Raw genomic sequence first — 14,850 nt, 5'->3', positions numbered from 1 at the left:
CCTCGATTTCGTTATGTCTCCGACGGGCAAGGGGCCGCAGAGCGGCGACCCCTTGCATCCCCGCGCTCCAGGGGGGCTTCGCCACCCCTGGACCCCCAACGTATCTTGCGCCGCGTTCCTTCCGTCGGCAGCTACCCTCGGCCAAAGCGCCTTCGGGTGATCTGCCTCCGGGAACGCGAATGCGCGAAATGCTCCCGCTACCTCTATCCCACTTGGGCGCCTTGCCCACGCCCCCGTTGCGACGCATGTGCCGCCGCCAAGGCTCGGCGTCACACGCTTCTACGCTCGAGATGTTTCCGTTGGATAATAATAGCGCACTGTTTCCACTGTTCGGCCTGTTGTGCTGGCCCGAACAGCGGACCTCTTTGTCTGTTGTATCCCCCGCGACCGGGCGACTTCAAACGTAACCTTGGTGCGGCAATACGCGTCCGCAGCCGAAGATCGCCGCCGAGGCCTTGCGAGGCGGAAGCTCCGGCGTCGCGAATGTGCGCCACAGACGAACCGTGGGGAACGGCACCCTCGCCACGCCGTAGCGACGAGAGATTTGCGCACATTCGCGTTCCCGTCGGCAGATCACCCGAAGGCGCTTTGGCCGAGGCTAGCTGCCAACGGAAAGAACGCGGTGCATGATGTGTGGGGGTAAAGGCACCCATGCATCACAAAAGCGACGGGAGCTTCGCGCACATCGCATTCCCGTCGCCAGATCGCCCGGAGGCGCTCAACGCCGAAGGGAAGCTGGCGGCGAAAGGAATGCGGTGCGAGATGGGTATGGGGGGAAGGCACGCAGGCGTCATAAAGGCGATGGGAGATTCGTGCGCATTGGCGGCACCGGCGGCAGATCACCCGGAGGCGCCTTGCGCCGGAGGGAAGCTGACGCCGAAGGGACGCCGCGCAAGAAACACTGGGGGTCCAGGGGTGGCGAAGCCCCCCTGGAGCGCGGGGATGCAAGGGGCCATCGCTCAATGGCCCCTTGCCCGCCGGAGGCATAACGAAATCGACCGGTATCAACAGGGCAGGACTGTCTGCGTAGAGGCCGTGCTCAACAGCACGCGCCACCTCTCTTGCCTCCCGCCGGAGGCATAACGAAATCGAGCGCAATCAACAGGGCTGGCGTGTATCCGTAGACCGCATCCGCCAATGCGCAACGCCCTCTTGAAGCTACGCCCTGTTCGTAATGAACACCCCGCACGTCACCAGCGCTGCCCCCAGCAGCAGCGACACGGGCAGCGCCTCGCCCAGCATGGCCCACGCGCAGACGATGGCCGTCAGCGGCACGAAGTTGATGAACACCCCGGCGCGCCCGGCGCCTATCTCCTTCACCGCCTCGTAGAACCAGGTGAATCCCAGCACGGTGCCGAACACGCCAAGGTACGCCGCCGCAATCCACAGGGCGGCGGGGTATTCCGGCAGCGCCGTCCACAGGCCTTCATGCAGGGCGAAGGGCAGCAGCATCACCGTGCCCACCGCGCACGACCAGGTTACCGCGGCCAGCGGCGACAGCGCGCGCATGACCACCTTGCCCAGCAGCGAATACGCGGCCCAGCTGGCCAGACAGCCCAGCAGCGCCACGTCGCCCCACGACAGGGCCGACGAGAACAGCGTCAGGGGGTTGCCGCGGGTGATGGCGATGACCGCCCCGCCCACGGACAGCAGGATGCCCGCCAGCTTGCGGCGCGACAGCGGTTCGCCCAGGAACAGCGCGGCACCCACGGCGATGGCGATGGGATTGTTGGTGACGATCACCGCCGCCCGGCTGGCGGGCACGGTGGCAAGCCCGGTGAAGAACAGGGCGTTGTAGGCGAATACCCCGGTGGCCCCCAGCAGCAGCACCCCGGCCCAGCCGTGCATGCCCGGCGAGGTCAGGCGCGGCAGTGCGCCCTCGCGGCGGCGCACGTACCAGAACAGCAGCCCGGTGGCCATGGCGAAGCGCAGGAACGCGGCGGAAAAGGGGCCGGCGTGGGTGGCGGCGATGCGCCCGGCAACAAAGGTGCCGCCCCAGAACACGGTGGCCAGCATCAGCTTGGCGTACAACAGCATGAACGACTCCCGCGTGCAGGAAAAGGCGCGGCGGCGCGGGCGCACGGTGCGCGGGGCTCGTCGCGGGAAGGACGAAAAAAAATAATGCTGCAACACCGCGCCCACGCACTGTGGCGTGACAGCATGTTACCGCAGTATCGCCTCGTAACATGCCGGGATTGCGGCACGTTGACACGTGCGGCGATATACGGGAAAAACACGGTACTGTCGAGGTGCTACCCCCAAGGTTTGCCCGGCAGCCCGTTGCACGACGGGACAGACCGAACGTTGCCCCAGAGCCGCGTCCTTGCGCCGGGCAGGACACGACTCGCCACGACCTTCCGTGGCACGCAACCGCAGGAGGCCCATGACCCGACGACACCCCCTACTATACCCGACGACCATCCTGATGCTCTGTGCGCTGCTGCTCGCGGCACTGCCCGCGGCGGCCAGCGAGGCGCCGACCAAACGCGGTCGCGCCTCGTGGTACAGCGACGATCTGCACGGCAAGAAGACCGCCAGCGGCGAAAGCTACGACATGAACGCCCTGACGGCCGCGCACAAGACCCTGCCCCTCGGCACGGTGGTCCGCGTGACCAACCTTTCCAACGGTCGCTCCGTGCTGGTCACGGTGAATGACCGAGGCCCCTATCGCGGCAATCGCGACATCGACGTCTCCTACTCCGCCGCGAAACAACTGGGCATCGTCAAGCCGGGCAGCGCCGCCGTGCGCATCGAGGTGCTGGGTGACGCCAAGGGCCGTCCTCTGGACCCCGACAGCGCCTATTTCGTCCGCATCAGGTCGTACGCCAGCAAGGCCGAAGCCGAACGGCTGGTCCGCAAGCTTGAACGCGAAGGCGAAGCCGCCGTGCGCGTCCGGGCGCGCACGGAAAACGGTCGCAAGCGCTGGATGGTCTGCGTGGGCCCCTTCCGCGATTTCGACGACGCACGCGCCCTGCGCCGCCACCTGATGCAGCGCCACGCCGACATCGACATCGTGGCCGACCGCGCCCGCGACTGACCCTTCCCGCCATCCGTCAGCGCCCGTGCGCAATCCGCAGTTGCCGACGCGCAACAGTCCGCTCGCATCGTCGCAGGGTTCCTTTGGTGCGGCCGTTCCGCACGGCTGCGGTGGTCCGCCATGGCTGCGGTCGTTCCGCACGACTGCGGTGATCCGCCACGACGCCTGACCGGCCCCCGGTCCGGCCAACGTGCCGCCATGCCCTGCTGAGGATCCGCGAATGTCCCGTCCTGCCCCGCCCCGTCGCCCGGATTCGCCGGGCGTGATCGACTGCGTGCTCCGTGCAGGCCCGATGCATGCCCTTTCGGCCCCGACTGCCCCGGCTGGCCCGACTGCCCCGGCTGGCCCGGCTGCCCCGGTTGGCCGGAGTTGATCCGGACTGGCGCGGCGCCACCCGCCCGCTGCCCTCCCTTGCCCCTGCACCATCCGCAAGTGGTCGCAAACTTCGGTCCATGCGCCGCCACCCTGCGCCGCAGCAGCGTAGCGCCATGTGTCCGTCACCCCATCACCGTGTTGCAGGCATTTTTTTGTGGATAATTTCTCCGCTGCTTGGCAATCTGGAATGCAACATATCGCCAACCACATCGGTACAAGCCACAGGAAACAGCCGTCCCATGCTCCACAGGCCTGCCCGCATTCTGACCATCGACGACGACGTCAACGTCCGCTCGAATCTGGTCGCATATCTCGAGGACAGCGGCTTTGACGTAATCGAGGCTGAAAACGGCCGCCGAGGACTCGAAGCGTTCACCGAACACGCGCCTGACCTCGTGCTGGTTGATTTGCGCATGCCCGTCATGGGGGGCATGGAAGTACTGGAGCGCCTGCGCGAGGACGCCCCGGAGGTTCCCGTCATCGTGGTGTCGGGCGTGGGCGTGCTGGAAGAGGCGGTGGAGGCGCTGCGCCACGGCGCGTGGGACTACGTGACCAAGCCGGTCACCGACATGCGCGTGCTGGAGCACGCCGTGAACAAGGCGCTGGAGCGCGCCCGCCTGCTGGAGGAGCGCAAGCGCTATCGCGAGCAACTCGAGCAGGAGGTGCTGGAACGCACCCGCGAACTGCGCGAGACCAACGAGCGCCTGGTGGAATACCAGGCCCTGCTGCAAGAGAAAAACCAGTTCCTTGAAGCCCTGGTGGAGGGCATGCCCAACCCGGTGTTCTACAAGACGCTGGAAGGCACCTACATCGGCTGCAACCGCGCCTTCAGCCGCCTGATCGGTCGCTCGCCCGAGGGCATCGTGGGCCGCTCGGTGAACGAAATCCTGCCGCAGGAACTGGCCTGCCGCGTGGAGGAATCCGCCCGAAGGTTCGACGCTGCGGACGATGACGGAGCGGGCTACTCGTGCATGATCGACCTGCGCGACGCCGCTGGCGAAGACCGGGTGCTGGTGCTGTACAAGAGCTATTTCCGCGACCGCACCGGACTGCGCGCGGGCGAGGTGGGCACCTTCCTCGACGTCAGCGAGCTGAAACGCAAGGAAGCGCAGATCGTCCACCAGGCCACCCATGACGAACTGACCGGCCTGCCCAACCGCATGGGACTGCGTCAGCGCATGGAGGACCATGCGCTGAAAGACGGGCCGGATGCGCGGCTGGCGGTGCTGTATCTGGACATGGACAATTTCAAGACCGTCAACGACAGCCTGGGCCATGCCGTGGGCGACGAACTGCTGCGCGCCGTGGCGGGCCGCCTGGTGGGCATGGCCCCTCGTCGCGACATGGTGGCGCGCCTTGGCGGCGACGAGTTCGTGGTGCTGCTGCCACTGTCGTCGGAAGGCGATGGAGAACTGGCCGAGACGGAATCGGCCCGCATTCAGGACTCGTTCACCCGGCCCTTCAACGCCGCCGACCACGAACTGTACGTGATGCCGTCCATAGGCATCAGCGTTGCACCCGAAGACGGACGCGACCCGGCCACCCTGCTGAAGAACGCGGAAATCGCCATGTACCGCGCCAAGGAACAGGGCGGCGCGCGTTTCCGCCGTTTTACCCAGGCCATGAACGACGACGTCACCCGGCGGCTGGCCATTGAAAAGAGCATCCGCAAGGGGCTGGAAAACGACGAATTCGTGGTGTTCTACCAGCCGCGCGTGGACATAGTGACCGGGCAGGTCACCGGCATGGAGGCGCTGGTACGCTGGGCCCGGCCAGACGGCACCCTGGTGCCGCCGCTGGAGTTCATTCCCGTGGCGGAAGACACCGGCCTCGTGGTGGCGCTGGGCGAACGGGTGCTGCGCGATGCGTGCATCCAGACCCGCCGCTGGACCGACGAGCTTGGCCCGCTGCGCATCGCCGTGAACATCTCGGCCCGGCAGTTCCAGCCGGACCTGCTGGACCGGGTGCAGGCGGCCCTGGCCGAATCGGGCCTGCCGCCCTCGCAGCTGGAGCTGGAAATTACCGAAACCACCATGATGCGCGACCTGCCCACCTCGGTGGCCATCCTGGAGCGGCTGGCGGCGCAGGGCATCTCCATCGCCATCGACGACTTCGGCACCGGGCATTCCTCGCTGTACTACCTGAAGAACTTCCCCATCGACACCATCAAGATCGACCGTTCGTTCGTGCGCGACGTGCCCGGCGACGAGGGCGACGCCACCATCGTGTCCACCATCGTCACCATGGGGCGCAACCTGTCGCTGAACGTGGTGGCCGAAGGCGTGGAAACCGACGACCAGTTGGGCTTCCTGCGCGCCCACGGCTGCCGCGAGGTGCAGGGCTACTACTACAGCAAGCCCCTGCCCGCGGACGGGTTTGCGGACTGGATGCGAGCGGCCCTGTCCGCAGGGACCGCAGGGGCCGCAGGGACCGCGAGCAGCCGGAAGTAAAGGGTAGTAGCGAGCGGCCCTGTCCACAGGGACCGCAGGGACCACAGGGGCCGCGAGCAGCCGGAAGTAAAGGGTAGTAGCGCGCGGCCCTGTCCACAGGGACCGCAGGGGCCGCGAGCAGCCGGAAGTAAAGGGTAGTAGCGAGCGGCGCCCGCAACGGGGGCGGTACCCGCAAGACGGCAAACGGGGGCCGGATGCATCATGCATCCGGACCCCGATTCATTGCGTATCCGGTGCCGTTGCGGGCAGCCCCTACACCTGGCCGCGCCCCAGGGTAATGGTCAGCGGCGTTGAGCGCGTGGCCTGCCTGTAACCGGTAAGGCGCTGCGATTCGCGGCGGGTCTGCTGCAACTGGCTGCGAATGTTGTCGTGCAGCCTGCGGGCCTCTTCGGTCAGGCGGCCTTGCAGGCACTGCAAGCGCAGCAACTTGTCGCGCAGATCGTTCAGCGCTGCCGGGTTGCGGCGGCTCCAGGCCATCTCCACCAGTTCCGCCCGCTCGCGCGAGGCGGAATCGGCGGCGTCCACGTCACCGGCGGCAAGGGCTCCCAGTTCGCGTTCGCCCAGTTGCAGGGCCATGTCGAGCAGGGAAAGGCTGTCGGGCATGGCTGCTACCCCTTGCTGGCCTGACGGATGTCCTCGCGCAGGGCCTGGATGACCTTCTTCCAGTTTTCGCAGGCAGGCAGGAATTCGTATTCCAGCAGGTCGGCCAGCAGGATCCAGTCCTCGTTTTCGAGCACTTCGGTCATTTCGCCCAGCTGGTCGGAAAAACGTTCCACGTTGTCGCTGAAATCCTTGGTGGTGCGCAGCGAGAATTCGTTGCGCAGCACGCCGATCATGCCCATGAAGTCGCGGGTCACTTCCAGCAGATCCTGGAACATGTCCAGCGCCTCGGCGTCGTCGGCCTGGCGGAACAGCCCGGCCACCTGGCGCGCGCCGTCGGTCATCACCTGCACCACCTTGTACAGTTCGCGGGTGATGTTCACGGCCATTTCGCCCACGGGCATGCTGCGGATCTCGACGGAGCGGATGTCGCGCTGCTCGATGTCCTCTGCCTGGTGGGGGTAGATTTCCGAAAACGCCTCGTCGTTGACGAGCACGTCGGTCACCACGCGGTTCTCGAGGTAGCTGCCCTCCATCACCTTGACGAGGATTTCTTCGAGATTGGCGAAGTTTTCCAGCTTGATATCGGCCTGGCGGCCATCAATAACGATCATGGGGTCTCCCTCCTGCATCCCGGCACCGGGAAATTTTGTCACGTCCGCCTGCGATAAAGCAAAAAACGGACCATGATGCAGGAATGCAGACAGGCCGCGTGCCCGGAAGAGCGCGGTTCTGTGCCGCCCCACGCGGCATGCGGAAGGGAAAGGTCAGGGCGCCGGGGAAAGGTGGTCCAGCCAGACCCGCACCAGCCCGCGATAGGCCGCAGCCAGGGCCAGCACGGAATCCAGCGAGCCGCCCGCCCCCTGCGATTCGCACAGCCACAGGTGGCCCAGCACGTTGAACAGCGCGCTGTTGTCCCACAGGGCCTGCACCCGGCTCACGGTGCCGAGGAAGCGGGACTTGGCCATGTCCGAGGGGCGCACCCGGAGCAGCCCGCCCTGCTCGCCCATGAGGTGCAGCAGGGCATCGGCCTGGCGCAGTTCGTCGGCGGCGCGGGCGCGCAGGGCTTCGGAGAGCGCGCAGGGACCATGCGGCGCAAGAATGGGGTTGGCAGGCCGGGCAGCCGCAGGATCGGCGGGCTGCATCCGGGGCAAGTCAAGAAACTGACGATAAAAATGGCGTTGCAGGCGTATCCAGCGGGTACGGTCGTCCGCCTCGTGGCCGGACAGCGAGACAAGGTCCATGAACCCGCACCCCGGCATGGTCATGGTGGGGGTGTTTGCAGTCACGCGCCCTGCATCCGCCTCGCGCAGGGTGCGCCATACCCGCGCCTCGCGGTGGGCATCCGGAGTCGCGCCCGCTGTGGCAGGGGAAGTGGCGTCGGATGGGGCCTCCTGCTGCGGCCACTGGCCGGTGGTCAGGTGGGCACGGGCCAGGCCGAATACGGTATCGGCGGAAATGGCGCGGCGGCAGCGTTCGCCATGCGGGCAGGGCGTGCCGAACGGGCAGGGGTGGCAGTCCAGCGCTGGTTCCAGGCAGCAGCAGTCCTGACGGTAGGGGCCGGTGTCCCACGGCTGGGCCGTGGCCAGAAATATGGCCAGCACCGGCACGTCCAGCCCGGCGGCCAGATGCATGGTGCCGGTGTCGTTGGTGACCAGCATGCGCATGTGGCGCAGGGTGGCGGCCAACTGCGGCAGGCTGGTGGCGCCGATCAGGTCGATGCAGGGCACCGGCCCGGTTGCCCCGGCCTCGCCACCAGTTCCGCCAGTCTCGGCCTCTTCCGCCAGCGCCGCGCGCAGCCGCTCGCCCAGCTTGCGCTCGCCCCCCGCGCCCAGCAATACCGGCACCAGGCGCAACTCGCGCCACAACCGGGCGGCCAGTGCCGCAAAGTGGGCCACGGGCCAGCGGCGGCGTTCCTCGCTGGCGCCAAGCTGCATGGCCACGTATCCGGCATGGTCCGGCGGCGCGGCCTGGGCCAGCCGTGCCCCGGCCTCGGCAAGGGCATCCGGCGCGGGCGCGCGCAACTGGTACACCGGGTCCACATCGCCCACGCCCGCCGCCATGCGGAACAGGTCCACGAGGTTGAACGGGCTGCATCCGCGCTGCCGGGTGGAGGCTTGCAGGAAGGCCGACCACGGGTCGGCGTTGACCCCGAACCCGAACGGGTCCAGTCCGAAGCCGCGCAGGTCGCCCCCGTGATCTTTTTCATCCCCGTTGCCCGCCAGCAGCCGCCCCAACAGGCGGCCACCCAGGGTGGCCGTGAGGTTCAGCACCGCATCGTGGGCATAGGCCCCGCGCAGCCGTTCGGCCCAGGTCATCAACCCTGCCGTGCAGGTCCGCCAGTCGCCGCCGGGTTGCACGCCCGCCAGCAATGCCGAGCCCGGCAGGGCCGCCACGTGGTCCACGCCTTCCAGCAGCGCCGCAGCCCCGGCAAAATTCTCCAGACACACCAGCCCCACCCGGTGCCCTTGCGCGCGCAGGCCATGCACCACCGGCTGCGTTTGCAGCAGGTCGCCGAAGCGGGTCAGGTTCACCAGCAGAAGGTTCATGGCGCATCCTTATCGTGAGCAGGTCCGAAAGGAAACGGGGGCCTAAGGCATGTATCCCGTGTTGCAGCGGGCTGGGCCTTTTCAGGCGGCGCTGGCGCAAGAGGGATTTTTGTTCTCTGCCGAGGAAGATCACCTTTTTATGAAGGGAGTGTACTCTTATCGTACTCGACCGGAATAAAAAGGCGATCTGACGACGGCAGAGGCAAAAAGACCCTTGCGACGGTGCCGCCTAATCCGCCACCACGAAATTGACGGCAAAATCCCCCTTCAACTTCTCGCGCATGCGCTCGGCTTCGCTCAGGGTGCCCCACGGGCCCACCTGGACGCGCCAGAACCGGACCATGTCGGCCCAGTACATCCGGGCGTTCCAGCCCTGCCCTTGCAGGCGGGTCACCAGGCGGTTGGCGTTGTCCTTGTTGGAGAAGGCCCCCACCTGCACGTAGAAGCGGCCCGTCATGTCGCCGTCCTGCAGGCCGGGCACGTCGCCCACGGTTTCCACGCGCACCCGCGCGGTGCCGGGGCCCAGCATGCCGATCTGGTTGGCGGCGGTATTGGTCAGGTCGATGATCCGGTCGCCCACGAAGGGGCCCCGGTCGTTGACGCGCACGGTGGTGGACCGGCCACTCTGCAGGTTGGTCACCTTGACCACGGTGTTGAACGGCAGCAGCTTGTGCGCGGCGGTCAGCCCGTACATGTCGTAGATTTCGCCGTTGGCGGTCTTGCGGCCGTGAAAATCCTTGCCGTACCAGGAGGCGATGCCCTCTTCCGAAAAACCGTGCGCCGAAAGCAGCGGATGGTAGGTCTTGCCCAGCACCGTGTACGGCTTGGCGCGCGGCCCCTGGGGCTCGCCCTTGGGATACTTCACGGACTGGTCCGACGGCGGCGTGGAAATGCGGCGCGGTCCGGAGCCGCAGCCCGCCATCAGCAGCGCGGCAAGCAGCAGCAACACAGTGGGCACAATGAGGCGGGACGGCGCGGAACGGGGGGAACAGGTCTGGCAGGGGCGAAGGTGCGACATCAAGGCTCCGTCGGGTTGCGCCGGATACGGCGTGTAGCGACCATGAACGAATCATGGCGCAATCGGGCGGCAGCGGGAAGCGAACAGTGCGGATGGACGCGGCATGCGACCGCAGCGCGGCGGCGCAATGCGCGAAACGTGACGTGCCGGGCAGGTCAGCCACGACGCGCCATGCGCTGACCGAACTGTTACCGAAAACAGCCGCGCACGCAACTGCTTGCACATCCGTCTGCCACGCGACGCAGCAGGCGGTGGCGGGCATGGCGTAATGCCGTTCCGCCCGTGCCGGTGCGGCGGGGCACTCCCCATGGGGCGCGGGCGCATGCCGCCGCCGCAGTGCTGCCCGGCCATGACACGGCGGAGATGCCCCCTTCGGCCACTCCAGGGATTCCGCCCTTCCCTCTGCTGCTCCCGACGCGGGCACGCGCCGCAAACAAGAAAGGCCCGGAAGCGTTGCCGCCTCCGGGCCTTTGCCATCGGTTGCTAGTCGTCGGAATCGCTGTCCACCACGTCCTCGATGGCCTCGGCCTGGCGGAGCAACTGTTCGATCTGGATGTCCGCGCCGATGACCCCGGTGATCTCGTCCTTGTCGTCGGTGACCGCCGTGGACACGGTAAGGATGAGCTGGCTGGTGAACTGCGACTGGTACACGTCGGTGATGTGCAGTTCGCCGGTCTGCATGGGCCGGATGAACCAGGCGCGGTTGGAGAAGTCGAAGCCCAGCGGCAGCTGGTCGTACTTCGACTTGTACGCCGGGTCGGTAATGGCGGCGGAGAGCAGCTTGCCCTCCTTGTCGGTGAGGTACAGGTACTGGATGAACGGGTACTCGCGCACGAAGTCGCGCATGCACGGGTACTTGTCCTCGCCGCCAAGGCCGGTGATCTGGCATTCCTGGGCCAGCTTGATGATGAGGTGCGCCGAAAGTTCGCCCGCCAGCTTCTTGATCTGGTCGAATTCAGAGGCGAACAGTTCGGGCATGAAGCGCCGCACCAGGGCCTTCATTTCCTTGTTGGAGAAGGACGTGTTGCGGCCCTTTTCGTAGGCGTCCATGATCTTGGCGTAGATCTTGCCCACGGCGGGGTGCTTCTTGGACACGTGCCGGTCTTCGGGCAGGCCCAGGTACTGGTTGATCCAGTAGGCCACGCCCGCGCGCCCCGACTTGTCGGTGATGATGATGGGCACCGGCCGGTTCAGGATCTTGCGCGTGTCGAAGATGTTGTAGATTTCCTCGTTCTTGGCCAGACCATCCACGTGGATGCCCGCGCTGGTGGCGTTGAAGTCCTTGCCCACGAACGGATAGTTGTCGGGGATGCGGTAATCCAGTTCCTTCTCGAAGTATTCGGCGATCTCGTTGATGACCCGGGTGTCTGCGGCGTCATCGTCGCCGGTCAGCGAGACGTATTCGATCACCAGCGCTTCCAACGGAGTGTTGCCGGTGCGCTCGCCAAAGCCCAGCAGGGTGCAGTTGACGCCGGAACAGCCATACAGCCACGCGGTGGCCCCGTTGATGAGCACCTTGTGGAAGTCGTTGTGCCCGTGCCATTCCAGCCACTGGCCGGGCACGCCGCCTTCGTCGGTCAGGGCGCGCACGATGCGCGGCACCGAGCGCGGCAGGGTGGCGCCGGGGTACGGCACGCCGTAGCCCATGGTGTCGCACATGCGGATCTTGACCGGCTGGCCGCTCTGCTTCGAAAGGTCCATCAGCTTGCGCGCGAAGGGCAGGCAGAAGCCGTGGATGTCGGCGCGGGTGATGTCCTCGAAGTGGCAGCGCGGGGTAATGCCCCATTCCAGAGCCTGTTCCACCACGCGCAGGTAGTTGTCCATGGCCTTTTCGCGGTCCAGGCCCAGCTTGAGGTACAGGTGGTAGTCCGACACGCTGGTCAGCAGGCCCACTTCCTCGAACTCCATGTCCCGCGCGATCTTCAGGTCGTTGACGTTGGCCCGTATCCACCCGGTGACGCGGGGGAACTTGTACCCCTTGGCCCGGCAGGCATCGATGGCCTTGCGATCCTTCTCGGAGTACATGAAAAACTCCGAGGCCTGGATGAGCCCGCTGCGGCCGCCAAGGCGGTGCAGCATGTCGAAGATGTGCACGATCTGCTTCACCGTGTAGGGCGGGCGGGCCTGCTGGCCGTCGCGGAAGGTCGTGTCCGTGATGAACATCGGCTCCGCCGGGCGCGGCATCAGGAAGATGTCGTCGAACTCCACGCGGCTGATCTTGGAATAGGGAAAGATCTCGCGGTACAGTTCGGGGTCGTCGCGGTTCTCCAGCCGTACGCGGGAGGAAGCGCGGTTGAGATGCAGCAGGCTCATGGCTAGATGGCTCTCCTTCGGGGGGTCTGGTCGATACGCTGTTCCGCCTCGGCCACAAGGCGGTGCGCGCGCTGGCAGCCGGACGCCAGGGCCACGGCGGCGTGCGCGGCGCGCAGGGCGTCTTCTGGCCTGCCGCCGTCAAGCAGGGATTCCCCTGCCTGGATGAACATGCGTTCCGGCTTGTCGCCGTACAATCCTTGCAGCAAAAGGTCGTACTCTTCGCCGAACACCGAGCGCACAAGCTCGTCGCGGTCGAACAGCAGCCGGGCCAGCAGCCGGTTGCCGCCATGGGCGGCGTAGTACAGACACATCAGCCTGCGGATGCGGCCAAGGATGTAGCGGATGCGCCGGATTTCGCGCTCCATGCTTTCCCGTGTCTGGGCCAGCATGGAGGCGAGCGGCTCGACGATGGCCCGCACCTCTTCTCCCATGTCCTGCTCTCGCAGGGCCCGGTACTGCGGCGCGTAGTGCTGGTGCTGGTAGGCGTCTTCCTTCAGCTTCACGCATTCGTGAAAGGCGTAGCCCACGGCCCAGTCCAGCATGGGCGCCACAGGGTCGTGCGCCGGGTCGTTGCGGAAGAGGTGGTGCGCGGTGTCCTTCAGACGCCAGAGCAGCCCCTTGTTCATCATTTCGCCCAGAAGGTCGCGCATGACGGGGAAGGAAACGGCACCGGCCTCGTCGAACCGGTGGAACTGCCCCTCAAGCACGACGCTCGCCATGCAGAAATCCCGCATGACGTCCCGTGCGAACTCGGCCAGATTGGCCTCTACCCAGCGTCTCGACATGGTGCGTGGTACTCCAAGCCGGGATGTATAGCGCGATTTGACAAGAACGGGAAGTATGGGGTGCGGGGCTATCGCCGTGCCCCACGTGGCCTTGATGAAGACAGGCGCGCGCGGTTAGGGCGTTTGATCGCGTTATGCCTTCGGCGGATGGCAAAAGAGGTGGGCGCGCTGTCGGGTGCGGCCTCTACGAAAACAGTCCTGCCCTGTTGATACCCTTCGATTTCGTTATGCCTCCGGCGGGCAAGGGGCCGCTAAGCGGCGGCCCCTTGCATCCCCGCGCTCCGGGGGCTCCGCCCCCTGGTCCCCCGACGTATCCTGCACCGCATTCCTGTGCCGGACAGCTTCCCTCCGGCGCAGACGCCTCCGGGTGATCTGCTCGACGGAATGCGCATGTGCGCGTGACTCTCGCCGCCTTTGCTGCACTGGAGTGCCTCGCTCAACACGTCCCTTGCGGCGCGCATCCGCGACGCCGGAGCTTCCGCCTCGCAAAGCCTCGGCGGTGATCTCCGGCTGCGGACGCGCAACACCGCACCAAGGTTGCGTATGGGGTGGCGCATTGATCGAAAGGGAGGCCAACAGACAATGGTCGTCCGCTGCTTGCGCCAACGCAGCAAGCCAAGCCTCAGACATTGTCCGTCATCATGCTCAACAAAAAAGTGCCGCGCGTAGAAGCGTGTGGCGCCGGCCCTTAACGGCGCACATGCGTCGCAACGAGGGCGTGGGCAAGACGCCCAAGTGGGATAGAGGTAGCGGGAGATTCCCGCACATCGCATTCCGCCGGGCAGATCACCCGGAGGCGTCTGCGCCGGAGGCATAACGAAATCTAGCGTGGTCAAAAGGGCTAGCGTGTCTTCGTAGAAACCGCACCCAACAGAGCACCACCTCTCCTCTCCCCTCCCTCACACCCCGCCACGCGGCTACAACAAACACACATCCTCGCCGCAGCACCGTTTCAGAAACGCCGTGTACGCCCCCAGTATCCGTCGTTCGCCCGCCGCGCGTTCCGGCGTCAGGGGCGGACACGGATGCTCCGCCGCAAGGCGCCGCAGCGCATCGCGCCTGGGCAGCGCCCGCATGCCCTCGCCCAGCACCGCACCATCCACGGCGGCCATGAGCAGCGCATCGCGCGTGTCGGTCACGGCCACCAGCGGGGCGGGGCCGCCGGGAAACAGCCGCGCCGCCGCCACGCTTTCGCGTGCGTAGGTGCCCGGCGCGCCCGGGCAGAACAGCACGATGCACAGCGGCGAGCCGTCGTCGTCGCGCAGGGTCAGGTCCACCACGCGGCAGCCTTCGTCGTGATTGTCGGAATCTTCGGAATCGCCGGGGTCATTGGCAGCGGGGGCAGCGGGGGCAACGGGGGCAACGGGGGCAACGGGGGCAACGGGCGGTCCGGCGGATTCATCGGGGCGGTCGGCACCTTCGACGCCCCGAGGCGCTCCGGGGGACGGCGGCAGCAGGGAAGGCGGGGCATTCGCGGAAGCAGGCGGCACGTCGAACCGTACCCGCACGCGCGGCTCCACCAGTCCAAGCGGGTGGCCCAGTTCCTCCACCAGCAGCCGCGCCAGCGCCTGCCGCAGATCCTCGTAGGTGGTGTGGTCCACGTCCTGCCCGGTCAGGTAGTCGCGCAGGGTGGCCCCAAGGCTGACTTCGTGCATGCGGCCCTCCGGCAAGTCTGCCTCTCACGCTCGGGCAGGATTGCTCCGGAATTCACGAGCACCGCTCT

10 protein-coding genes are annotated in these 14,850 nt (G+C 66.7%); 2 read left to right on the top strand and 8 right to left on the bottom strand.

The window, feature by feature from the left end; all coding sequences use genetic code 11:
* Positions 1-1,158 precede the first annotated feature (1,158 nt).
* Positions 1,159-2,037 (bottom strand): DMT family transporter, encoded by an 879-nt coding sequence (locus K6142_RS09670; protein ID WP_190244671.1) that lies wholly within the window; start codon positions 2,035-2,037, stop codon positions 1,159-1,161.
* Positions 2,038-2,383: 346 nt separating this feature from the next.
* Here K6142_RS09670 and K6142_RS09665 point away from each other — a divergent pair, with 346 nt between their 5' ends.
* Together K6142_RS09665 and K6142_RS09660 are read left to right on the top strand one after the other, a co-directional pair.
* On the top strand, positions 2,384-3,037 hold the full coding sequence (locus tag K6142_RS09665) for a septal ring lytic transglycosylase RlpA family protein (RefSeq protein WP_012612671.1): 654 nt from the start codon (positions 2,384-2,386) through the stop codon (positions 3,035-3,037).
* Positions 3,038-3,651: 614 nt separating this feature from the next.
* Positions 3,652-5,862: an EAL domain-containing protein gene (locus K6142_RS09660; protein ID WP_190244672.1), complete on the top strand. Its 2,211-nt coding sequence runs from the start codon at positions 3,652-3,654 to the stop codon at positions 5,860-5,862.
* Positions 5,863-6,114: 252 nt separating this feature from the next.
* On the opposite strand, the gene K6142_RS09655 is transcribed toward K6142_RS09660, so the two are convergent.
* From K6142_RS09655 to K6142_RS09625, 7 genes are all read right to left on the bottom strand, one after another.
* Positions 6,115-6,465 carry a hypothetical protein gene (locus tag K6142_RS09655; RefSeq protein WP_190244673.1) on the bottom strand — a complete coding sequence of 117 codons (351 nt, stop codon included), beginning with the start codon at positions 6,463-6,465 and terminating at the stop codon, positions 6,115-6,117.
* Positions 6,466-6,470: 5 nt separating this feature from the next.
* Positions 6,471-7,076, bottom strand: a complete 606-nt coding sequence (locus K6142_RS09650) for a hypothetical protein (protein WP_012612674.1) — start codon at positions 7,074-7,076, stop codon at positions 6,471-6,473.
* 153 nt (positions 7,077-7,229) lie between these two features.
* Positions 7,230-9,011 (bottom strand): glycosyltransferase family 9 protein, encoded by a 1,782-nt coding sequence (locus K6142_RS09645; protein WP_190244674.1) that lies wholly within the window; start codon positions 9,009-9,011, stop codon positions 7,230-7,232.
* A 229-nt stretch (positions 9,012-9,240) separates the two neighbouring features.
* Positions 9,241-10,029 carry a septal ring lytic transglycosylase RlpA family protein gene (locus K6142_RS09640; protein WP_190244675.1) on the bottom strand — a complete coding sequence of 263 codons (789 nt, stop codon included), beginning with the start codon at positions 10,027-10,029 and terminating at the stop codon, positions 9,241-9,243.
* A gap of 483 nt (positions 10,030-10,512) precedes the next feature.
* Positions 10,513-12,342 (bottom strand): cache domain-containing protein, encoded by a 1,830-nt coding sequence (locus K6142_RS09635; RefSeq protein ID WP_190244676.1) that lies wholly within the window; start codon positions 12,340-12,342, stop codon positions 10,513-10,515.
* A 2-nt stretch (positions 12,343-12,344) separates the two neighbouring features.
* Positions 12,345-13,127 (bottom strand): hypothetical protein, encoded by a 783-nt coding sequence (locus tag K6142_RS09630; protein WP_190244677.1) that lies wholly within the window; start codon positions 13,125-13,127, stop codon positions 12,345-12,347.
* Between the two features lie 917 nt (positions 13,128-14,044).
* Positions 14,045-14,782 (bottom strand): type I restriction endonuclease subunit R, encoded by a 738-nt coding sequence (locus K6142_RS09625; RefSeq protein ID WP_190244678.1) that lies wholly within the window; start codon positions 14,780-14,782, stop codon positions 14,045-14,047.
* Positions 14,783-14,850 lie beyond the last annotated feature (68 nt).

Source organism: Nitratidesulfovibrio sp. SRB-5, assembly GCF_019931275.1.
GTDB lineage: Bacteria > Desulfobacterota > Desulfovibrionia > Desulfovibrionales > Desulfovibrionaceae > Cupidesulfovibrio.
The sequence above is the reverse complement of the archived record's forward strand: the minus strand, read 5'-3'. Positions and strand labels throughout refer to the sequence as shown.